Raw genomic sequence first — 21,837 nt, 5'->3', positions numbered from 1 at the left:
GAATCTCCAGACCCGTCACCTGAACGAGCGCGTTGCCTTGGCGCATGGCTCAGGGACGCGTTACCTACCGGAACGGCCGGGCCGTTGTCGCGCGGTGTCCACGTTCCACCTGCGCGACGGGCTTCAGGGCGCGAGGTCGGCGAGGAGGGTGTCGAGGACGGCCTCTTCCTCGATGCGCACCCCGAGTTCGGTCAGGGCCGGGGACAGGTCGGGATCCCATGCGGCGTTGGCCGGTGTGCCGGTCAGGGCTGGGGCCAGGGGCGTGGCGGCGGCCGCGGTGCGGTAGTCGGCGGCGGTGTAGCGCCAGGGCTGCCAGGGGACGCGGCGCAGCAGGGCGTCGGCGATGCGCAGGCCGCCCCAGTCGAAGTCGCCGTGGTAGCGGAGCGTGGAACCGTGGGTGTGCAGGTGGCGCAGCAGGGTGAGGGCGGCGGCCGAGGGCTGGCCCTGGAGGCAGACCAGAGCCGGGCAGGTGGGGCCGTGGATGTCGGCCGCGGTGGCCAGGACGGTCGGGTTCTCGCACACGTACACGACGGCAGGTGCCGTACTCGGCGGGCTGTGGGTGAGCTGGCGCAGCGTCAGGACGGCCGGTTCGCCGGTGTCGGTCATCCAGTCCAGAGCGGCGGTGCCCTGCAGACCCAGGGTGAGGACGGTGGAGGACAGGGCGTCCCTGAGCACGCCGGCCGAGGCCCAGGCCTCGCGGCGCCATTCGGCTCCGCTGCCGTCCGGGAATCCGGTCAGAGCGCGGACGCCGGAGAGGACGATGGTGGCGAGCGGGGTTGTGTCGTCGAGCGCGTGGGCGTCGCCGAGCGCGGTGGCGGCGAAGGCGGGCAGGGACACGGCAGGGGTTGCGGGCAGCGCCCGTAGGGCCGTCGCGGCGTCGGTCAGCAGGGTCTTCGCCGCGTGCGGAGTGCGGGAGAGGCGGCGTACGAGGCCGTCCTTGCGCAACCGGTCGGCCCACTCGGACAGTTCAGGCCGCAGCGTGGCCAGTGGGGCGTAGGCGTCCTGCCAGGCGTTCGCCTCGCGTTCGCGTACGTCGGCGAGCCGGGTGACCGGGCCGGTGAGGGCGGTCACGGCCGTGGCGAGGCCCTCGGGGCTGATGCCGGAACGGCGCAGCACGGCGTTCACCGCGTCGAGGCGCACGGTCAGCGAGCGTCCGGCCCCCGGGCTGCGGCCCAGCAGGCGTTCGGCGGCGGCGCGCTCGGCGGTGGTGGGGGCGGCCAGCGTGACCGGGCCGGTGAGGGGTTCGTCCCGCTCCATGCGGCGTCGGACGCGCTCGACCAGCCAGGTGAGGTCGGGGTCGCCGAGCAGGCGGCCGAGACGGTCGCGATCGAGGCGCGCGCCGGGTTCCCCGAGGGGCGCTCCTGGGGGCGGGGGCTGCCCGGGCGTACTCATGCCCACAGCACGTCCTGGCCGGGGTCGCTGCCGTCGGCCGGCGCGGGCCCGGGTTCTGCCGCGCCGGTCGCGGTGGCCGAAGATGCCGGCCCGGGCGCCGCCGCGCCGACCGCAGTGGGCGAAGACGCCGCCTGGGCGGGGAGTACCGCCAGGGAGTGGTCCGGTTCGGTGCCCCGTACGCGCTCGGTCCCGTCCCAGTCCCAGCGGGTCACCAGGACCGCGGCGATCTCGTCGACGCGGGAGAGTTGGGCGATGGCGATGCCGGGGACCTGGGGATAGCAGGCCCATTCGCGTTCGCTGGTCATCACCACGTCCAGGTCGAAGGCATGCAGCAGGCCCAGGCACTTGGCCCGCGAGTCGTCGTCCACGCCCGCGAACGCCTCGTCCAGGGTGACCAGACGCGGGGCGTCGGGGGCGGCCGTGGCGTAGTGCGAGGAGGCGGCGGCGAACAGTGGCACGGACACGGCCAGGACCCGTTCGCCGCCGGAGGCGGGGCCGGTGGCCGGAACCCAGGTGCCGTGCTGGTGGCGTTCGATGCCGAACTCGTGCCAGGAGCGGTAGTCGAGCGCCGCGGTGAGCACCTCCAGCCAGCTGCCTGCCGCGTCGTCGGACTGCCGGCGGGCGATCTCGGCCTGCAGGAACTCCCCGACCGCCGCCCGGTCCTCGGACGCCCAGGCGTCCGCGGACTGGCGCAGGCGTTCGCGTGCCTGGGCCAGTCCGGCAGGTGCCTTGCGCGAGGGGCGCCACACCAGACGCAGTTTCATGCCGGTGGACGTGGGCCGCTCCTGAAGTTCGGCGTTCATGGCCCGCACCTGCCGCTCGGCGGCTGCGATCAGTTCCTGAAGGGTGCCCGCGACCTCGGTGAGCAGGTGGGTTTCGAGGATCTCGCGTTCGTGCGCGGACAGGATGCGCGCCAGTTCGGTCACCTCGGTGGCGAGGGCCGCGGCCAGCTCGGGCACGGTCCGCCGGCGGCCCTGGTAGACGATGTCGACGATCATGCCGTCCTCGACCATGCGGGCGGTGGCGCTGTGGCCGCCGCGGGAGAGGGCGTCCTGGAGTTTCTTGTACTCCTCGCTGAGCCGTTTTTGTACGCGTTCCCATGCGCCGTCGGAGTCGTCGGTGCCGGACGGGCCCGACAGCTGCGCCTCGATGGTGCGGGCGAGCGCGACGGCCGGGGTGGCCGCCCACGGTCCGCCGTCCGGCGGGGGCACGGCCGTCTCGGGCAGGGCGACGGTCAGCAGGCCGGTGGCCGCGAACCGCTGGAGCGAGGCGATCGCCTCGGCGCGGGAGGCGGCGGCCTCGCGTACGTCCTTCTCCAACTGCTCGATGCGGCCCTCCGCATGGCCGACGCGCCGACCGGCGGCGGTGTGCTCCTCGCGGGAGATGCGCTGGTCGCGGTCGCACGCGGCCAGGGCCTCGGCGGTGGCGGCCAGGCGCCGCTCCAGCTCCGCGACGGCGGCGCCGACGGTGGAGCGCAAGGTGGTGTGGCGTTCGTCCGCGGCGGCCGCGAGGCGGGCCGAGTCCTCGGCCCGCAGGGCCAGTTCGGCCACCCGGGTGCCGGCTCGTTCGGCTTCCGCGCGCTCGTCGGCGACCGTGCGCCCGGCGTCGGCGCGCTCGCGCAGGGCGGGCCACAGGGCGGCCAGGACGGCGGTGTAGTCGGCCAGCGCCTGGCGGACAGCGGCCAGTTGCGGCCGGTCGGCGGGCAGGTTCACGGCGGCTGCCGTGTCGGTGAGTTCGGTGGCGGCCTCGGCTTCCTGCCCGGCCGCCGCGGCCAGTTCGGCGGAGCGTTCGTCCTGGCGGGCCCGGGCGCGATGGGCGGCGTCCGCGGCCGCCGCGGCCAGCGCGTGCGCGTCGCGCAGGGCGGCGTCGTCGGGGACGGCGGCCAGTTCGGCGTCCAGGGTGCGGCGGCGCCGGGCCACCGTGGCCCGCTCGGCCTGCAGCTGGTCCGACTGGTGTGCCAGGGCCGCGAGTTCGCCGCGCAGGACAGCGATCCGGGCCCGGCGCGCCTCCTCGCGGGCGCCCTCACCCACGTACACGGCGGCCTGCTTCGACCAGCTGCCGGTCAGCGCTCCGACCCGGAAGCGGCCGTCCGCCGCCACCCAGGTGTCGCCGCCGGAGCCGAGACCCACGGCGGCCAGAAGGCGGGCCACCGTCTGCTCGCCCACCGCCATGGCACGTACGTCACCGTGGTCCACAGCCGGGCGCAGCACATCGGCAAGCACCGGCCCGGCGAGCGCGGCGCCCGGCGACAGCAGAATGTCGTGCCCGTCGGCGGACACGGCGGTACCGTCCGGGCACACCCAGGCATCCAGGAGCCCGGAGGCCTCCAACGCCGCCTCCAGACCCGCGCGTTCAGCGGCGGTGACGTGGTCGTGGAAGTCGACCAGACGCCACAGCGGCGCCCCGGAGGCCTGGTCGCGGACGCCGGGAGTACGCGTGTGGGGTGCCGTGGGACCGCGCTGGCCGCCCGCCTCCAGGCCGGCCAGCTCCCGCTCGGTCTCGGCGCGCCGGGCGTGCAGTTCGGCCAGCCGTTGACCGAGGGCGGCCGTCCGGTCGGCCAGGTGCGCGGACCTGGCGCGATGGGCGTCGGCGGCGTCCACGCGCGCGAGGGAGGGGCCTTGGAGGTGCGCGACCCATTCCTGCAGACCGTCCAGCAGGCCCGCCGGATCCCGGGGTGTCAACTCCTCACAGGTGTCGAGGTGTTCGCGTACGGCGGCGACCAGTTCCCGGCCCGCCTCGGCCGCAGCGGCCTCCGCCTGCGCGTGCCGTTCGGCGGTGTGCCCGGCCTCGGTCTGCGCCTCGTCCAGGCGGCGGGCGGCGGCGCGCCGCTCGGCGGCGGCCTGCTCGGCGCGCGTCGCCAGCTCCTCCACATGGTCGAGGGTGCGCCGCCTGCGGGCCACCGACTCCTCGGCCGCGTGGCGCAGTTCGGCCTCCGGCGCGCCTTCGGTGGGCAGATCACCGTCGAGGCGGGCGGCACAGGCCGCCTCCCGCTCGCGGGCGAGCGTGTCCGCGACCTGCTGCTCGGCCGCCGCGAGCCGCCTGCCGGCACTCTCGAGGCGGTCCAGGGCGCGGGTGTGGGCCTGGGCGGCCTGCTCCCGGTCCGCCTCGGCGCGGGCCTGGTCCCCGGCGGTGCGTCGGGCGTCGGCCGCCGCCTGCTCCAGCTCCCGGGCGCTGCGCATCTCCGGGCCCTCGCGCAGTGCGGCCTCCTGCGCCTTCAGCCGTGCGGCACTCTCCTCCAGCTCCGCGATCCGTCCGGCGATCCGCTCCCGGTCCTCCTCGGCCTGCGACCGCTCGCTCTCCGCCTGCACGAGGTCGCGGTTCAGCTGTTCGTAGCGGGCGTGTTCGTGGCGGGGGAGCCGGGCGCGGCGGCGGGTGGCGACGCGGGCGTAGCGGCGGTAGTGGTCCAGGAAGGCGGAGGCGGCCCGCTCGGCCTCGGTGGCCGCCCGCAGCTCCTCCTTCTCCTCGTCCAGAGACCGGAACGCCTCGGCCACGTCGGCGATCACCGCCTGGTCCATGGGCGGCAGCGCCTCGGTCAGAGCACGCGACAGCGCCGCCTCGTTGGGCCGCTTCGACAGCTGCGGCTGGCGCAGCTGGATGAGCAGGTCCACCAGGGCCGCGTACCGCCGCTCACCCAGTCCGAACAGCGCCTCGTCGACGCCCCTGCGATACGCGGTGGCGGTGTCGTACACCATGCCGCGCCCGCCGACGGCTTCCGCGAGCCGGTCCCGCGACAGCGCGGTGCCGGTGGCGTCGAGCAGACTGAGCTCCTCCCCGATCCGCTGGTCGGTGACGGCGTACCAGTGGCGGGCGATACCCCGCCCCGCCACCGCCTTCAGCCCGCAGGCCAGGGTGAGGAAGCGGTCCTGTCCGGCGGCGTTGTCCTTACTGTCCCGGCGGCCGAACTCGATCCAGGTGTAGCCGAGCCGCTCCGGGTGCGGATGCTGCCCGCCCAACAGCAGGTTCCACTCCATGCGCTTGCCCGGGTCGGCGTCGGGCTCCACGCGCCGCGCGGACAGGTCGCCGTCCAGGAGGAAGGGCAGGGTGAGGGCGAGGACCTTGGACTTGCCGGTGCCGTTGTTGCCGCGCAGCAGCAGCCGTCCGTCCCGGAACCAGAACTCCTCGGTGTCGTAGTAGAAAAGGTCGACCAGGCCGATACGCAGCGGCCGCCACCGGCCAGGTGCGGGAGTGGGCAGGGCGGTCACAGCTCTCACGCCTTTCGCTGAGAGGTACGGGGGGCAGGGACTCCCGGTTCCCTTACGACGGTCTCGCCGACCGCGTACCGGGCCAACGCCGGCAGCGGGGCGACGCCGCCGGGTGCGGCGGTGACCAGGCCGAGCGCGGTCAGCTTGGCCAGGGCCTGGTCGACCAACTCCGCTTCCGAGCCCGGCTGTTTGGCGCTCTTGGACCAGAAGCCGCCGTGTTCGACGGCCAGTTCCCGCACCCTGCGCTCCAGTTCACCGCGGCTGACCGCGCCGTTCGCGGCCGCGAGGTGCTCGGCGAGCAGCAAGGTGACGTGCCCTTGGGTGCCCTGCTCGGGCATCCGTACGTCGGTCAGGTCGTCCAGGGGGTCGACCATGGCGATGCCCTCGGCCCGCACCTCCGCGACCAGGCCGGTCAGTTCGGTGATCCGCGCGGTGATGAAGGCGCGCTGGCGGGTGAGGTAGGCGAGCTCCGCGTCGGTCAGCTCGGCGTAGTACAGCACCGGGTCGTCCAGCAGGCGCCGGGTCAGCCGCTGGCGGATGGCGCGGAAGCGCAGTTCGTCGCTGTCCAGGGCGCTCTCGGCGGCCAGCTCGGCCAGGCGGTCCTCGAAGCCGTCGGCGGTGATCATCGACGGGCCGCGGCGGGCGGCGAGCAGTCCGGCCAGGACGCGGCGCTGGACGTCGTAGAGCACATCGCCCGCCCCGCTGACGTAGGCGTCCTCGTCCCCGGCCACCCGCCGCAGCACTCCGTACCGCATGAGCAGCCGTACCACCGCCGCCAGGTCCAGCCGCTCCTCGCGCCGCTCCAGCGTGAACTCGATGCCGGCGGCGGCCAGATGGGGATCGGCGGCATCCAGGACCACCTGCTCGGCGAGCCGGCCGAGCGCGATCTGCGCCTCGCCCCGCTCCAGCGCGGCCAGCGCCAGGCACAGCAGCACATAGCGGCGGCGGGTGAAGGGCGCGCGGGCGCGGGAGGCCTCGCGGGCCGGATGGGTGGGGTCGGCCAGGGTGCCGGGTGCCCTGCCCAGCCGCGCCGCCTCCGCGTCCACCCGCAGCGGCCAGCCGGTGTTGCGGTCGAACCAGTCGCGCAGGTCGTCGGCGTGCTGGCGCACCAGCCGGAACTCCTCGGCGTGCGGGCCGTGCGCGAGCAGCAGCGGCTCCTTCAGCAGCGCGCGGGCGGCCTTGTGGAACTCGGCGGCGCGCCGGCTGTCCAGCACCTCGCCCAGGGGCGTGGTCATCGCTCCCCTCCCGTCGAAGTGTCGTCGGCGCGCACCTGACCGGTTCGGGTGAGATCGGTGATCTCGACCAGGTGGTCGGGTCCGCGGAAGGTGCCGCCGGGGGTGCGGATCTGGGCCGTCGTCCCGTCCGCCAGGGCGGTGAGCCGGACCTCCATCGTGCCGTCGTTGCTGGTCGCGACGGTGGCCGTCATGCCGGGCCGCCAGGTGGCCAGGGCGTCGCCGAGCAGCTGAAGGAAGAGACCGAAGGCGAGCGGGTCGAGCTCGCCGAGCGCGGACAGCCGCGTGGTGCCGTCCGTCGCGAGGCGGGCGCGGGCGGCCGCGATCTCCTGCGCCTGCTTGGCGGCGATCTCGGCCAGGCGCCTGCGCTGCTCGGACCGGTCCTGTACCCGGCGGGTCTTGCCGCGCCGCTCGTAGCTGCCGGTGCGGCGCAGTTGCGGGCTGATGCGCAGCGGCTCGGCCTCGGCCCACGGGGTGGAGGCGGCCACCGCCTGGGCGGCGCGCCGGTCGAGGGTGTCGGCGTCGACGGTGAGGTGACGTGCCGGATACAGCCCGAACGCGGCGCGCCACAGCCGGTGCCGCGCCGCGTCGTCGGGGGCTTCGGCGAACCAGCGGGCCAGGGTCCGAAAGTCCGCCGAGCGGTCCGAGCGCCCGGCCCGCCGCTCGTTCAACTGGCGTACGACCGCCAGCAGTTGCGGGATCGCCCCAAGAGCGCGCCCGCGCAGCAGGCGGGCCTGCGACTCGCGGCCGTCCGCCGACACGAACCAGGCGGCCAGCCCCGACCACCTGCCCACCCACCGCTCGTACGCCCGCGCCTCGGCGCTCTCGGCCTCGTCCGGGGCGGCGTCGGCCGCCTCCCGGGCCGCCGCCAGCCGCAACAGCACACCGACCCGGCCCCGCTCCTCCAACTCGCCGATGAGCAGGGCGATCCGCCCGCCCAGGGTGATCAGGTCCTGGATGAACCGCTCCAGGTACTGGATCAGGCGGTCCTTGTAGGCGAGGAACACCTCGACCTCCACATCGTGCAGGTCGATGGTGCGCTGCAGAGAGCCCATGAACGCCCGCGCGTTCTCCGCCAGCGCCTCGAACCGGCTCGTGAGCGCGGACAGCGCCAGATGCGCCTTGGCCGCGTCCGGCTCGCCCTCCAGCTCGTCCTCCTGCTCGGCGGCGATCACCAGCAGGGCCCGCAGCTGGGTGACGATGTCGTGCAGGGCCACCGCCTGCAGCGCACCACGCCGCCCCAGCGCCTCGTCATACGCCGACAGCGCCAGCTCGGCGGCCTCGCCGGCCTGCGTGAGCTGGTAGATGAAGCGCTTGCGGTAGAAGTCCTCGACCGCGGTGACCCGGGAGGTGTCCGGATCCGCCCGCAGATTGCCCCACTCGACAAGGCTGTCCAGCGCCTTGACCACGGCATCCAAGTCGGCGGGCCGGCACTCCGGCGGCAGCACCGCGAACACGTCCTCGGGCCGCAGATGCACCGCGAAGCGCTCCTTGGCGGCCAGGAACGCACCCATCACCCGGCGATACAGGGCGGCGTTGGGCACGGTGAGGTGGGCGAAGGGCGCATACCCGGCCCGTGCCGGTCCGGAAGGCGTCGACGTCATCGGTTGGCATTCTCTCTGATGGACGTGCCGGTGGGGCAATCGTGGCCTGGGCTTTACGGAGGGTGTCGCTGGGTGGGGGCTCTCGCCGTATGCGCTCAGCTGACCGCATGTCGCGAGCCCGAGCCCTGCCGTCGCCGACGCGGCTTTCGGACTCGGCGGCCCGGGCCCGAGACTCTATGGCGGCCCCTGGGAGCCCGGGTTGTCGTCCCTCGCCCGGGGCGCAATGCACCAGCCACCGGCGTCAGCAGGCGGGAAGGGCCTGCCCGCCGCCACCGGCGGGCAACGGTGGTGCCGACCGTGGGACTCCGACGACGTCGATGGCGGGGGCATCTACGTGAGATGAAGTCCGGGTGGCCGTTGTGTCCCACTTGCCGTCGGGTCTCGGGTCCACGGGAAGAGAGAGCAAGATCGTTTACTGAAGGCCAAATGGTCAGGCAAGGTAGCCGCCGCGGACGCGGATTCGGTCTTCGTCCCAGCTGGTGGCCCAGTCGCTGATGCCGACGGTCGGCGGAGGATTGAGCAAGGTTCCGTGGGTGAGATCCTGGCGCTGGGACAACGCGCTGGCCTTCTTGGAGGAGCTGTGCGGCGCCCAGGCGCTGCCCCGCACGCCGCTGATTGCCCTGGTATCGCTGCCTGAGTAAGCCGGGGCCATGGAGAGTCGGCACGAGAGGAAAGGTCGAGATGTCGCATGGGTAGCGGCAGTACCAAGCAGTGAATCAGAACAGTGGAAATCCATGATCGCAATGCCCCGATCCTGAGTTTCCATTGCGGCGAACCCTGCTTCGGTCGGCGTGCACGCGATGTGCCCGGCCTCTGGCCACGCGGAACGCCCGCGCGGGTCAGAGGTCGTTGTCACGAGTCACGTAGCTGTCCCCGGCGTACAGCCCGACTCGTCTGCCGCTACCTGCGGCTTTGCCTGGGAAAGGGCCTCTGATCTGCGACGGAGGCCCTTTCCGATCTTTCATGGGCTTGCCGCGTTAGGCGGCGAAAAGTCCCTTGGAAGTCCCTCAGGCAGCGCTGAAAGTCCCTGAAAAGTCCCTGAAGCGGAGGGGCCGGTGACGGCTCCGTGCTGGTTCGGATGGGTGGGACACGGTGCTGTTGTGTCCGCTCGCGGTTTGCGACTGCGTGAGGCAGGACGTGCCCTGTTGCGAAGTGGCGGAGCCCCAGGTGGTGTGCGAGAACAGTCGGTGCTCGGTCTTGTTTCTCAGGGACGTCAGCCTCGCTCGCACGTTCGGTCTCGATGAACTGGACGATCACCACTTCGGCCGCCTCCAGCCAAGCCACGTCCGTGTCGATCTCCACCAGTTCCTCGTGCAGCTGCTCGGTCCGCATGATTCGCCGCGCATCACCCACGTCAGCACCGGCCACCCGTCCGTGCCCCACACTTTGACCAGCAACTTCAGGGCGGAACCAACTCAGTGGGCCTGCACCGGCTAACCCTGGCGCATGACGTCGCCAATGACCGAGACGACGTAGGGAAGGTCCCAGTACGCCGAGTGGGTCCACATGCCGGTGCTGGCCTGGTGGCTGACGGGGAGGTCCACCGGAGCGGTGCCGTCGTGTAGTAGGAACACCTTGGAAGCGGCGAAGGCCAGCACGTCCAGCGGCTCCCAGAGATTGGTCCAGCGGTTCAGGGAAGCGGGTAGGTGAACGGGCATGCTGCCTCCGTATGGAGTCAGCTGCCCTCCTCTGGGATCGCACACGTGGAAGAAGGCTGACTGGGAGCCGAATGTGACCAGGGACTCGGTCCACAAGGGCACGGTGGCGGTGGCCATGTCGACGGCGATGACACCGCCCAGGCTGTGGGCGACGATGCGCACTGGCCGGGCGGGACTGCGCCCGAGGTCGGGGTGCACCTCGTCGATGACCTGGCGTACGCGGGCGTGGACGGAATCCTGGTGGCGTTGGTAGACGAGCACGTCGCCGAGGAAACGTGTGGTGCCGGGCCCGAATCGGTTCCGTACGGCGTGGTTCAGCCGGGCGCCCATCGCTTGAACGGCTGCGCCTACGACACGGTCCAGGTCGTTCAGCCGACGTCGCACCAGGGAATGGAGGTGGTCGTGACCGTTGGCTCCTCCACCGCGCAGTCCCTGGTAGGAGTCGTCCCCCTCGGGATCGGTTTCGTCGAGGAGCGAATGTGCCAGAGAGCGCCCGGTCTCATGCAGCAACTGTGGGTCGTCGGTGCGACGGAGCCACACGGTGTCGACCCATGCCTCCCTCACGTACTCGAGGATCTGATCAGGATCGAGCTGATGGTGGTCGCCGTTCCGCAGCCCCTCGTTCTCCCCGTCGTTCCATGCGCCGAGATGTGCCCGTACGGCGGTGCTGACCTGCGACAGCTGCCGGGCTTCGTCGATCGTTCCGGTGGGCATGTCCGCGGCGAAGTGCTCGGCCCTGACGGGCTCCGGTGCCTCGCTGTCGCGCAAGGTGTCCGGATCAGTCCGGTAGTTGGGCAGCGCGGCGTCGATGAACTGGTCCTGCGCGCCCAGGTCACCCCAGTGGACCGGCACCATGTCGACTTGGGTCGCCGCAGCGAGCGCCGAGACGGCCGTGGCGAACTCGTCCCGGTCACGGTTGGCGACGCCGTGGATGACGAAGACCGGATCCTTCACCTGTTACTCCCTCTACGTGGTGGTGTGCGCGGTGGCGGCGGGGCTGCCGTACACGGCGTAGGCCAGCCACGTCGGATCACCGCCGTGCAGGTCGCGGATGGCCTGCCGGGCAGCGAGTGAAGCCTGGCCGAGTGGCTGCCGATGGGTGATCAACTGGTCGTAGAAGGCTTCGGCGAACTGCAAAGCGGATCGTGACCGTACGGGCCAGAGAGTGCCGACGAACGCGCCCGCGCCCGCGTTGAGGAACTGGGGTGCCCATCCCAGGCTCTCGCCGAACCAGTCGATCTCGCCGGCACTTCGGCAGGCGTTGAAGAACACGAGAGGGCGATGCGGGCGCAGTGTGCGCAGCTGCGCCGCCGACGCCAGGTCAATGGGGTCGAAGGGCCCGTCGGCCATAGTCACGCACGAGCCGGCACCGGTGAAGGCGTTGTGGCAAGCGAAATGGAGCAGACCCGCGTGCCCGCCCTCGATCAGCGCGGTCAGCGCCACCCGCTCGGTCAGCACGCTGGCGTCGGCCATCCCCGAGCCCAACCGGGCACGCAGAGACGTCACTTCCTCGCCCGCATCAGCAGGGGAGCCCGGCGGAACCACGAACGCCGCGCGCGGCATGCTGATGCTGCGGACTCTGTCCTGGCCGAATACTCGGCGCACCACAGGGAGCCACTCGGCCAGGAAACCTCTGTCCTCACGCCCTTCGTTCAACGGATACAGCAGCTCCCAGGGGACAATGTCGTGCTCGCCCAGGACGGTGAAGGCCGTGACCTGGTCGGCTTCGTCCCAGAACTGGCGCTGAACGGCCTGAGGTACCGCGGAGGTCCACAGCTGCACGCCGTGATTACGCAGACGGTCGCGCAGCCGCAGCGCATCCCCGTCGGCGCCACCCGTCGTGGCGGTTTTTGCTGCTCTCCTCAGCTCGGAGTAGATCTGTTCGGTGGCCTGGCGGGGGTCGCCGGCCTTGAAGTGAAAGATCTCGGGTGCGTAGAACGTCTCGCTGATCAGTTGGAAGCTGAAGGTGCCGGCCGCCTCGTCCCTCAGGACTTGGAGAGTGACCTCCCCGGGATCGAACGCCATGGAGGGCAGCAGCGCATGGCGCTGAGGACCGTCCCTCGTAACACTGCCGTATCCCACCGAGATCTGACAGGTCACATCTCCGAGGAATGTGCCGCCCCGGAACGCTCGTACGGTCACCTGGTGCAGCCCCGGTGTCGTGCCCTTCAACCGGAATCGCAACACATCCGAGTCCCGGCCGGGTACGACGTGTAACTCCTGCTGAAGCTCATCGATCACCACCAGGCCCGGAGCGTGAATGGTGACCATCACCCGGGCGCCGTCTCGTGGGATGGGGAAGGAGCGCAGCTGCACACCCCGCCCATTCCCTCGGACGATCTGCACATGGAGAGGTACCTCCCGGCCGGGCGAGGTTTGCTCGGCCAGCTCCGCAACCAGCGACCGCGGCTCCATCGAACCGACATCGTTGCTGGGGACTACCACGGGGGGAAGCGGCGGTGACGGAGCATCGTTGCGGTGAACCTGTCCGCTCAAGCGCGGAAGCGTGCTGCCCGGGTCATCGGCGATGTCTTCCGCGCCCGCATTCCCTTTGGTGGGCTCGGACGCGTCGTCGTCCGTCGAAACCGGGGCGGACGTCCCGGCGCCGGTGTCCGGCGTTTCGGAAGACGATTCCGGTCCGGCCGGGCCGAGCCCCCCAGTGGTTCCCCCGGTCCCGGCCGCGTGCTCGGCAGCGGCTTCGCCGGAGGGCCCCTCGGCGGCCACGATGTTGCCGGAGCTGCTGTGCTCGGCCTTGCCGATGCTCCCGGAGCCGTACTGCTGGATGCGGTCCCCCCGCACGGAGCGCTGCACGTCAGCGGCCACGATGTTGCCGGAGCCGCTGTGCTGAGCCTTGCCGATGATTCCGGACCCGTACTGCTGGATGAGGTCCCCTTGCAAGGCGTGCTGCACGTTATAGGTCACCTGCCTGATGTCCGGGTCCCCGATCGCCTTCGTGATCTCGCCGATGAGGTACTGGATTTCGTCTCTATCCGTGGACCACACAGCATCGTGCTGAGTGCCGGAGGTGTTGACGACCAGGCTGTACAAGGCTGGTTTGTTGATGGTTGTAATGAGCCGCCAGACCAGCAGCGCCTCCACACCGACCAACGGGGCCGCCCCGATGGTTCCTGCGAAAGCTGCCAGGCCTCCACCAAATACCAGGCAGCTGAGAGTGTGCAGGATCCATTTTTTCCAGGCTGAGCGTCTGTCGACCTCCAGCGCACGCAGTCCAACGCGGGAGATATAGCGCAGGGGGTAAGCCTCGCCCCCCACCCACAACACACCTTCACTCACCCGGACCTGGACCGTTGACTGAATGGGCCTCACAGGCTGCCTCCTCTGGTCGGTGCGGGCGGCGACGGAATGGACAGTGAGGTCTTCTCGGCAACCTGATTCTCGCAGCGCGTGACAGCTCGCTGGGCCAAGTACGGCAGCCGCACGACCGTCTGCTGCGCCGCCCGTCCCCGTCCCCGTCCCCGTCCTGCCCGGCGTCCCGCTCAGCGAGCGGTTGGCCCTCGCACAGCTGGAGCGGCGCTTCGACAAGGAGAAGGAAGCCTTCGCGGACGGCTGGGCGGACGGTGGCCCCGCGCGGCTGCTCGCGGACATCGCCTTCGGTAAGCCGTTTCCGGACGTGGACGCGATCCTCACCGACCCCGAGGACTGGCTGCGACGCGACGCCCGCGCCAGGATCGGCCAAGCAGTACGTGTTGCCGACGCGCGGGCAGGAGGAGGCCCCGGAGGGGGACGACGTAGCTCCGGCTGCGGATCCGGATCCGGCGAAGTACCCGGCACCCGGACTGGAGGAGGAACCCGAGGCGCGGGAACGAGGCGATGAGGACGAGCAGCTGCTCCTCTTCGCGGAGTCGCTCCAGGAATGAATGGGCCGCCGAAGGCTCGGTACACGACCACGCGATGAATGCATTGTTGACGTCGTCAACGAATTCACGCATTGATGGCGCGATCGATCTTGTGTACGGTTGCCCGTATGACGGACACCCCCGCCCCACCGGCCGGTCCGCTGGTCACCGGCTCCGAGATCGCCCGGCTGGCGGGCGTCACCCGCGCCGCCGTCTCGAACTGGCGGCGACGCTACGGCGACTTCCCGGCGCCCGCCGGTGGCGGTGTCAACAGTCCGCTGTTCGACCTGACCGAGGTGCAGACCTGGCTGGACAGGCAGCGCAAGGGGCAGGACGTCTCGGTGGACGTGCAGCTGTGGCAGGCGCTGCGCGGAGTCTACGGTGACGACATGGTCGGCGGGCTCGCGGATACCGCCGGTCTCCTCGCCGAGGGGAAGGCGCCCGCGGGGCTTCCGTCTGACGTCGTCGGGCTCGCGCGTGAGCTGGCCGAGAGCAGTGGCGCGGCCGAGGTGGTGAGTGCCCTCGCGGAGCGATTCACCGACTCCGTACGGCGGGCCGGATCGGACCAGGTCACCTCGCCGCGCATCGTCCGCGCCGTACGCCACTTCGTCGGCGAGGTGGCCTCCGACGCGACCCTGTTCGACCCGGCCTGCGGCATCGGCACGCTGCTGTTGGCTGTCGGCCCCGAGCGCGGGCCCATGCGCCGGGGGCAGGAGTCCGACGCCCGCAGTGCCCGGTTCGCGCAACTGCGGGCCGACCTCACCGGAGGTACTGGTGTGGCCGTCGCCACGGGAGACTCGCTGCGCGACGACCGATGGGCGGAGCTGAGGGCCGACCTGGTCGTCTGCGATCCGCCGGTCAGTGAGCCCGACTGGGGGCGCGAGGACCTGTTGCTCGACTCGCGCTGGGAGTTCGGCATCCCGTCGCGCGCCGAAGGTGAACTCGCCTGGCTGCAGCACGCCTACGCGCACACCGCGCCCGGCGGTCGCGTCCTCATGGTCATGCCCGCCTCGGTGGCCTATCGCAAGGCGGGTCGCCGCATTCGCGCCGAGCTGGTACGACGGGGCATCCTCACCCAGGTCACCGCCCTTCCGTCCGGCACCGCGGCCTCGCACGCACTTCCGGTCCACCTCTGGCATCTGCGCCGTCCGCGGGCCCTGGGCGATGCCGTCACTGTCGTCCGCATGGTTGATCTGACGGCGGGTGATCCGGACGGCTCGCTGGAACCGTCCCCCGGCCAGTTGGCGGAGCTTTCCCTGATCGATCTGCTCGACGAAACGGTGGATCTCACGCCCGGCCGCCATGTCGAGGAGTCGCATCGCGACTACGCGGTTGAATACGACTCCCTGCGAAGGGAGTTGACCGAGCAGGTGCGGCTGCTGGCGGAACTGCTGCCGGCCCTGGCTGCGGGGGACGCCCCCAGTTCCCCGGACGGACCTACCGTCAGCGTCGCAGACCTCGCCCGCGCCGGGCTCGTCGAGTACGGAGATCCGGAACCGGTCTCGGTCAGCGACCAGCTCGACACCGACTACCTCCAGGGCTTCCTGCGCAGCGCGGCCAACACCCGTCGCTCCACGAGCGCCAGCGGCACTTTCCGCCTCGACGGCAAGGGCGCCCGCATCCCACAGATGGCCATCACCGATCAACGCCGGTACGGGTCGGCCTTCCGCGCGCTCCAGGAGTTCGAGGAGCGAGCGCGGAGGGTGGTGGAGCTGAGCCGGGATGTGGCGAGCTTGGCAAGGGACGGTCTGGGCAACGGAGCGCTCGAACCCGAGAGCTGACAGATCGCCACATCGCTTGCCAGGTACGTCACTTCATCCGCGGCACGAACGAACTGGCGGTTCCACTCCACGAAACCGCCAGCGCTTCCCGTGCCCGCGTGCATGCCACGAACAGCAGACACCGCTCCCGCAGCAGATCCGAGTCGTGCTGCAGCGCGTCCACCGAGGCAGGCGTCACCTCACGGGCGAACGGCACCGCGCCCGCCGTCACCCCCAGGACGGCGACGCAGCGGAACTCCAGCCCCTTCATGGCGTGCATGGTGGCGAGCCGTACCCCCTCCACGGCCGGTCCCGGGTTGTCCCTGACTCGGACCACCGGCACCTTGGCCGCGGCCAGTTTGTCGTACGCCTTGTCCAGCAGCACGTTGAAACGGGCGCAGACGCCGATCTCCGAAGGGCGGATGCCCTGGGCTATCCAGCCCTCGACACGCTCGACGAGGGCCGCGACCTCCACCTGTTCGGAGCCGTACCCGTCGGTGTGGGGGGTTCGGCCGTGCAGCAGGGAACGGTAACCGGCCAGGCTGTCGCTGCCCTCACCGCCCAGATCGTCGACCGACACCGGGCTGAGGATGCCGGTCGACCAGACGAGGATTTCCTCCGTGGAGCGGTAGTTGATGCGCAGACGGTGGGTGCGTCCGGCCACCGAGATGCCCAGGGAGCCGAGCGAGACCTTCGAGTCGTAGATGCGCTGGTGCGGGTCGCCCGTGATGAACAGGTCGTCGCTGCCGGGTGCCACCGCACCGCGCAGAACGCGCCACTGGGCGGGGTGCAGGTCCTGGGCCTCGTCGACCACGACGTGGTCGTGCGTGGGCGACGAACCGGCCAGGAGGTCGGCCGCACGCGCGCACACTTTCAGGTACGTGGTGGCTTTCTGGGCACGCAGCGTCGACTCGAACAGCTCGATGGCGGACCACAGTTGGTCGCGTCGAGCCGATGGCAGCGCGCTCCCGCGACCGCGCCGCAAGGCGGTGCGGTAGTCGTCGGAGGTACGCAGATCCTGAGCGAGGATGACGTGCCGGTACTCCTGAGCCAGGAACTGCTCCGACCACGGCAGTCCCAGCTGCTTGACGACACGTTGCCACAGCTGCCGTTCCTCCCGATCATTCATGGGGGAGGGGGACCTGCCGTCGAGGCGGGTCACGACACCGTGCGCGTAGGCGTTGACCGTCGTCACGTCGATGCGGCCGAGCAGCGCGTCATCGCCGTCCAGGAGCAGAGACAGGTTCTCGCGCAGTGAAGCGGCCAGGGCGTTCGTGTACGTGGTGAGCAGGACCCGGGTGTCGGGAGAGCGCGTGAGGAGGTGCTTGACGCGGTGCAGGGCCGCGACCGTCTTGCCGGTGCCCGGACCGCCCGTGATCTGGACCGGGCCGCCGTACGACACCCGATAGGCGACCCGCCGTTGCGAGGGGTGCAGGAACACGCGCCAGGCCGTGAACGGCTTCTCCAGGATGTCTGCCAGCTCTTCGGGACCGGTGACCAGAGTGATGCGGCTCGTGGTGTTGGCGATGACGACGGCCAGACTCTCGTCCGGGTCGGGACCCGCATCGACCGGACGGCGTACGGCGACCACGTCCCGGTACACGTCGTCGGGGCTGAACCCCTCGGCGAGGTACTGCAGCACCTCGCACTGGTCCTCCGGCAGGAGCGTCTCGAACGCCTGGAGCTGTGCCTTGTCGACGATGGTCCGCACCGCCCGCAACACCTGCTTGTCGATGCCGAGTTCACGCAGCACGGTGTCCGAGTACTTCGCGAAGAGCAGGGACTCGGCGGCCGCGGCGACCTTCTCCAGAGCCGGGGTCAACTGCTCGATGGCGACCACGTTGCGGACTTCGAGTGCCCGCGTCGCGGAGTTCGTCGTGTACAGCCGCTTGGCCGCCCAGGTGTACGCGTCGTCGTGCCGAACGACGTTGACGAGCAGGAACACATCACTGCCGTCGTCCGGTGCGAGAACGACCCCGCGCCAGAAGTCGTTGATGCGGATGGTCCGCATGCGGGTGTCCTGCGCGTTCTGCACGGACTCCAGATGGAGGCCCTTGTCCGCCTGCAGTTCGGGCACGGTGAGCAGCTGGAACTTCTGCATCGCCTTGCGTACGCCGGCCTTGACGGGCTTCTCCAGGACGTCGTAGCTCTCCCAGAAACTGTTGGCGAACGCGAGCTGCGGCACGAGGTGAACTCCCCACCCTGGACGAACACTCCGCAGTCGATCATACGCGCGGGGTGTTCGCCAGCCGCTGGGCCACCTCCTTGATGTCCGTGAGCAGTCCGGGGGGTTCCTGGTCCAGGTCGAGGGCGTGCTGATGGATGACGATGCCCGAGTGGCGCACTTGGTGGGCGGCGTGCGGAGCATTGCCCTTCGCATACACCAGGTGCCCTTCGCACAGGTCGAGGGCCGTGCAGTACGCCAGCATCTGGTACAGGTCGGCGTCGGGATAACCGCCCGGTCGCTCGGCCTTGTACTTGGCGTCCACCACCGCGCATGGCGTGCCGTCCGGCTCGTACAGTACGAAGTCCGGCTTCATGCGGATCGCGGCGGCCTCGTCGAGGTAGTGGGAGTCCTGGAGGCGGGCGGTGTGGCCGCCCGAACCTCGGCCCCGGTCGTGGAAGGTCTCCCGTAGGGCGGTTGTCACGAAGTCCTCGAACAGCTTGTTCATGTCGAAGAGGAAGCCGTCGATGCGCAGATCGCCGGGACCGTGCTCGGCGGAGGCCCCGTCCAGGACGACGCGCGCGAGACGCAGAGCCTGGTGGTAGCGGGAGTTGAGGCGTGTGGGACGCCAATTGGGGATCGGCTGTCCGCGCACGATCGCCGTGACGTCGGTCAGGCGGGCGCGCTGGTGCAGCAGCCTGCGGCGTACGTCGCGCGGTATGCCTTGCAGGCGTAGGAGACGTTCGACGGCCGCACGGAGGATGCGGTTCTCCGCAATGTCGGTGGTGAACTCGTCGTACGCCACTTCGATCGGCAGCATCGCCCCGAAGCGCCGCCGTATCTGTTCGGCCTCCCTGATCCGGCCGCGGACGACGAGCGCAGATTCCTCAGTCGCCCGATAGCCCTGCAACAGGCCCTGTCGCAGGGCCCGGTCCACTTGCCGTTCCACAGCGTGGGCGAGTGCAGGCAGCAGATCGCGGTGCTCGGCGACCTCGACCTCGCCGTCTCGCCAACTCCTTCTCGGATCAAGGCTGTAGCCGAGGAGGAAGAAGAGTCGCACGATGGGCACCTTGGGTGTGATGCGTACGGTGATCGGTTCGCCGCCGCCCGGTGCCGTGACGGCTACGGCCCCGACCTTGCTGCCGGCCCGCAGCAGCCAATGCCCAGGCGTGTACGGGTCCGGGGTCGCCTCCACGATGTCGGAGGTGGCGAGGGCACGGCCGACGGCATCCGGCAGGACGAGACGGCTCGCCGGCGCGTGCTCGACCAGTTCGACGGACTGCACGGCGTCTACTGCGGACGTCACCCCAGCGACTCCCGCAGTGCGGCCAGCCCGTACCGCTTCTCGATGTCCACGCCTTCCCCGTAGTGATGCTCCTCCATCAGGGGCAGGATTTTTGTCCGCCAGGTCCGCTCCACTCCGCCCTCCCGGTACACGCCCTTCTTCATCAGGTACGAGGGCCCGATACGGAAATCGGGATCGTCGATACGGGAGTTGAGCGCCTCGAGCAGGTCTGCGGGCTCTGCGTCCTTGCCCTCCATGGCCAGCCAGCGGCGCAGCAGACCGCGTGTCGGCTCAGTACGCGGCGACAGTTCGACGAAGGCGAAGCGGCGGCGCATCGCCGCGTCCACGAGGGCGATGGACCTGTCGGCGGTGTTCATGGTGCCGATGACGAACAGATTCGGCGGCAGCGCGAAGTCGTCACCGGAGTAGGTCAGCCGGACCGACTTGTTGCGGTACTCCAGCAGGAAGTACAGCTCGCCGAAGACCTTCGCCAGGTTGGCCCGGTTGATCTCGTCGATGATCAGGAAGTGCGGGATGTGCCGGTTGCCCTCGCGGGAGGCCAGGTCGGCGAGTTCGCGCAGCGGGCCCGCGGTGAGCCGGAAGGCGACCTCTCTGGTCTGCGGGTCCTCCTGAGGCCGGAAGCCCTCGAAGAAGTCCTCGTAGGCGTACGACGGGTGGAACTGCACGAGTTTGACCTGCTCGGGCCCGCCGCCGAGGAACTCGGCGAGCTTCAGCGCCAGGTATGTCTTGCCGGTGCCGGGCGGCCCGTAGAGCACCAACTGGCGGTCATCGGCCAGTAGATCGCGTACTTCACGCAGCCACACCGTGTCGTGCACGAGGAGTTCGGCCGCCAGTTCATCCGTGGGGCCGGGCAGCTCGGGCTCACGGCGGGCGATGATCGCCGGGATCTCCACGCTCGGGTCCCGCTCTATGGCCTGGGCTTCCTGCGCGAGTTCCTCGTCGCTCCGTCCGAGTCCCTCGACGAGCGCCAGTACGGAGGTCAGGTCGACGACGTCGTGTTGCACGGACAGCTTCTGCTGGAGCGCCTCCGGCAACTCGTCGTACGAAATACCAGCGGACCGCCACTCGGCCTTCCGCCGCAGATTCGACAGCCCTCCCTCGGACTCGACCTGCTCCGCGTCTCCCGTGAGCGTTCCGATGTACAGCTGTCCGTCCGAGATCGTGCAGACGGTGTCGCCCTGCCGCATCTGGGTCAGGAAGTAGTGCAGTTCGTCGGCCATCGCCTGCTTCTGGCTGTACGAGGTGGTGGCGTCGTATCCCTCCTGTACGTACCGCCGCAGGACGCTCTTGGTCGGCGCGTCCTCGTCCACCCGAGGCAGGTGCGTGGCCGCGAGAGTCACCCAGTCCTCGGTTACCCACAGCCGCTTGACCAGATCGCGCCCGGAGACGTTCGAGCCCCGCACCAGCCAGGCCTTGTGAGGGGTGCGCCACGAGGCGCCGAGGTAGTCGACGAGGGGGAAGCCCTCTTCCGTGCGCCACTCCGAGAGACCGTCGGAGCTACGCCCGGTCATCACCGATGCCGCTGCGGAAGGGGAGTTGCATTCGATGTCCCGGGTCGTCTCCCAATATCCCGGCCACTGGTCCGATGCCGTCCCGATACCGCCGTCCGCCAACAGCCGTTCTCGCTGCGCCGACGGATGAGGCCCGATGCCGGGCATTGTCTCCGCCCGCACGGGTGAGCCGGCGAGGACGAGGAACTTCAGGCTTCCGTTCATCCCTTTCTCGGGCAGGACACGGCCCCGGGCCTGCGGTCCTCCATTGGGTAGACGCAGTAGGAACTCCGGGTACTCCGTGTGCTCGTTAACCATTGTCCCCGCTCTCTTCGACAGAAGATCCTTGCAACAGTAGGTGCTCGCACTGACAACAGCTCCGAACCGCATGGCTGACCGTCGGCTACAAGCAGGCGGCGTCACAGATCGTCGGGGAGCAGCCGGAAGGCAGGCTGGCCGGTGAGCGGTCGCATCGTGCGGAAGTGGCTGTCCGTAGTGAACATGTCCGCCGTCTGGAAGGCCGACGCCAGGGCGACATTCATCGCGTCGACGAGCCCCACTCCCGCCCCGCTGTCCGCGTCCGCGTACCCCCGCATCACGGCCATGGCACTCCGAAGGTGTGGTGCGGTGTCGGGGATCTCGAACCGGCGGGCCTCCGCCTGGCCGGCGATGAAGGCGAGTGCGTTCATGGCCGCTGCGGGGCCGATCCGTGAGGTCAGCAGATAGTCGAGCTCCGTGAGCACCATGGAGGACACCACTAGGTGGCCTGTCCGGGCGAGGGCAGCCCGGTGGGCTGCGTGCCGGGGGTCCTTGGGCGTGAACAGCCGGTACAGGGCGTTGGTGTCGGCGATCGCGACCGGAATGTCAGTCATCGGTCCCCGCGCCGTCGGTGGCTGTGCCCATGCCTCGCAGCACCGCCTCGATCTCGTCGTCGTCCAGCACGGGGCCGCCCAGGTCCGGAAGGTCCAGCTCGCCCATGGGGTCGGTACGGAACGGGTAGGCGGGCCGGCCCGTCAGCGCACCGCGGGGCACGATGTCCCCGATGGGCACCCCGTCCTTGGTGATGGTCACTGTCTCACCGGCCGCCACACGGGCCAGGACCCGCGATGTCTGCTGGTTGAGCTCCCTCAGCGGGACCTCCGCGTTGTCACTCATATCCCTAACGTACTACT

The 21,837-nt window shown here is 70.5% G+C and carries 14 protein-coding genes and 1 pseudogene; 3 read left to right on the top strand and 12 right to left on the bottom strand.

Features of this window, described 5'->3' with window-relative positions; genetic code table 11:
* Positions 1–123 precede the first annotated feature (123 nt).
* The 7 genes from IG08_RS0109110 to IG08_RS56400 form a co-directional block, all read right to left on the bottom strand.
* Complete coding sequence (locus tag IG08_RS0109110) at positions 124–1,392, bottom strand: TIGR02679 family protein (protein WP_052424573.1); 1,269 nt, start codon at positions 1,390–1,392, stop codon at positions 124–126.
* On the bottom strand, positions 1,389–5,594 hold the full coding sequence (locus IG08_RS0109105; RefSeq protein WP_078655504.1) for a TIGR02680 family protein: 4,206 nt from the start codon (positions 5,592–5,594) through the stop codon (positions 1,389–1,391). Before IG08_RS0109105 ends, IG08_RS0109110 begins: the two co-directional genes overlap by 4 nt.
* A 5-nt stretch (positions 5,595–5,599) precedes the next feature.
* The gene (locus tag IG08_RS0109100; protein WP_030598613.1) at positions 5,600–6,829 is read right to left on the bottom strand and encodes a TIGR02678 family protein; all 1,230 of its coding nucleotides are present in this window, start codon (positions 6,827–6,829) and stop codon (positions 5,600–5,602) included.
* A complete protein-coding gene (locus IG08_RS0109095; protein ID WP_030598611.1) occupies positions 6,826–8,430 on the bottom strand; it encodes a TIGR02677 family protein in 1,605 nt (534 codons plus the stop codon). The genes IG08_RS0109100 and IG08_RS0109095 overlap by 4 nt, the downstream gene beginning before the upstream one ends.
* Positions 8,431–8,860: 430 nt before the next feature.
* Positions 8,861–9,196 (bottom strand): hypothetical protein, encoded by a 336-nt coding sequence (locus IG08_RS60005; RefSeq protein WP_158812197.1) that lies wholly within the window; start codon positions 9,194–9,196, stop codon positions 8,861–8,863.
* Positions 9,197–9,863: 667 nt separating this feature from the next.
* Entirely contained in the window at positions 9,864–11,042 is a 1,179-nt protein-coding gene (locus tag IG08_RS0109080) for a lipase family protein (protein WP_030598607.1), read from the bottom strand.
* 12 nt (positions 11,043–11,054) lie between these two features.
* Positions 11,055–13,382: a DUF6232 family protein gene (locus IG08_RS56400; RefSeq protein ID WP_420823283.1), complete on the bottom strand. Its 2,328-nt coding sequence runs from the start codon at positions 13,380–13,382 to the stop codon at positions 11,055–11,057.
* Between the two features lie 214 nt (positions 13,383–13,596).
* Here IG08_RS56400 and IG08_RS62970 point away from each other — a divergent pair.
* From IG08_RS62970 to IG08_RS0109065, 3 genes and pseudogenes are all read left to right on the top strand, one after another.
* Positions 13,597–13,761: pseudogene (locus tag IG08_RS62970) on the top strand (hypothetical protein); the annotation flags it as partial.
* A gap of 31 nt (positions 13,762–13,792) precedes the next feature.
* Positions 13,793–13,966, top strand: a complete 174-nt coding sequence (locus IG08_RS61180) for a hypothetical protein (RefSeq protein ID WP_234342834.1) — start codon at positions 13,793–13,795, stop codon at positions 13,964–13,966.
* 107 nt (positions 13,967–14,073) lie between these two features.
* The gene (locus IG08_RS0109065) at positions 14,074–15,726 is read left to right on the top strand and encodes an N-6 DNA methylase (RefSeq protein WP_030598602.1); all 1,653 of its coding nucleotides are present in this window, start codon (positions 14,074–14,076) and stop codon (positions 15,724–15,726) included.
* Positions 15,727–15,754: 28 nt separating this feature from the next.
* On the opposite strand, the gene IG08_RS0109060 is transcribed toward IG08_RS0109065, so the two are convergent.
* The 5 genes from IG08_RS0109060 to IG08_RS0109040 form a co-directional block, all read right to left on the bottom strand.
* Positions 15,755–17,890 carry a UvrD-helicase domain-containing protein gene (locus tag IG08_RS0109060; RefSeq protein WP_030598599.1) on the bottom strand — a complete coding sequence of 712 codons (2,136 nt, stop codon included), beginning with the start codon at positions 17,888–17,890 and terminating at the stop codon, positions 15,755–15,757.
* Positions 17,891–17,930: 40 nt separating this feature from the next.
* Positions 17,931–19,175, bottom strand: a complete 1,245-nt coding sequence (locus IG08_RS0109055) for an McrC family protein (protein ID WP_030598596.1) — start codon at positions 19,173–19,175, stop codon at positions 17,931–17,933.
* Complete coding sequence (locus IG08_RS0109050) at positions 19,172–20,983, bottom strand: DUF4357 domain-containing protein (protein ID WP_030598594.1); 1,812 nt, start codon at positions 20,981–20,983, stop codon at positions 19,172–19,174. Before IG08_RS0109050 ends, IG08_RS0109055 begins: the two co-directional genes overlap by 4 nt.
* A 101-nt stretch (positions 20,984–21,084) precedes the next feature.
* Complete coding sequence (locus IG08_RS0109045) at positions 21,085–21,537, bottom strand: PIN domain-containing protein (RefSeq protein ID WP_030598592.1); 453 nt, start codon at positions 21,535–21,537, stop codon at positions 21,085–21,087.
* Entirely contained in the window at positions 21,530–21,820 is a 291-nt protein-coding gene (locus IG08_RS0109040; protein WP_030598589.1) for a type II toxin-antitoxin system Phd/YefM family antitoxin, read from the bottom strand. Before IG08_RS0109040 ends, IG08_RS0109045 begins: the two co-directional genes overlap by 8 nt.
* Between the last annotated feature and the right edge of the window lie 17 nt (positions 21,821–21,837).

Origin of the sequence: Streptomyces fulvoviolaceus, from assembly GCF_000718165.1 — a bacterium.
GTDB lineage: Bacteria > Actinomycetota > Actinomycetes > Streptomycetales > Streptomycetaceae > Streptomyces > Streptomyces fulvoviolaceus.
Note: the sequence above shows the minus strand (reverse complement) of the source record. Positions and strands in the feature narration are given on the sequence as shown.

Bases quoted from the DNA above. Each gene is read 5' to 3' on its own strand.
- IG08_RS0109110 (WP_052424573.1), bottom strand. From the start codon at position 1,392: ATGAGTACGCCCGGGCAGCCCCCGCCCCCAGGAGCGCCCCTCGGGGAA.
- IG08_RS0109100 (WP_030598613.1), bottom strand. From the start codon at position 6,829: ATGACCACGCCCCTGGGCGAGGTGCTGGACAGCCGGCGCGCCGCCGAG.
- IG08_RS0109095 (WP_030598611.1), bottom strand. From the start codon at position 8,430: ATGACGTCGACGCCTTCCGGACCGGCACGGGCCGGGTATGCGCCCTTC.
- IG08_RS60005 (WP_158812197.1), bottom strand. From the start codon at position 9,196: ATGGAAACTCAGGATCGGGGCATTGCGATCATGGATTTCCACTGTTCT.
- IG08_RS0109065 (WP_030598602.1), top strand. From the start codon at position 14,074: ATGACGGACACCCCCGCCCCACCGGCCGGTCCGCTGGTCACCGGCTCC.
- IG08_RS0109050 (WP_030598594.1), bottom strand. From the start codon at position 20,983: ATGGTTAACGAGCACACGGAGTACCCGGAGTTCCTACTGCGTCTACCC.
- IG08_RS0109045 (WP_030598592.1), bottom strand. From the start codon at position 21,537: ATGACTGACATTCCGGTCGCGATCGCCGACACCAACGCCCTGTACCGG.
- IG08_RS0109040 (WP_030598589.1), bottom strand. From the start codon at position 21,820: ATGAGTGACAACGCGGAGGTCCCGCTGAGGGAGCTCAACCAGCAGACA.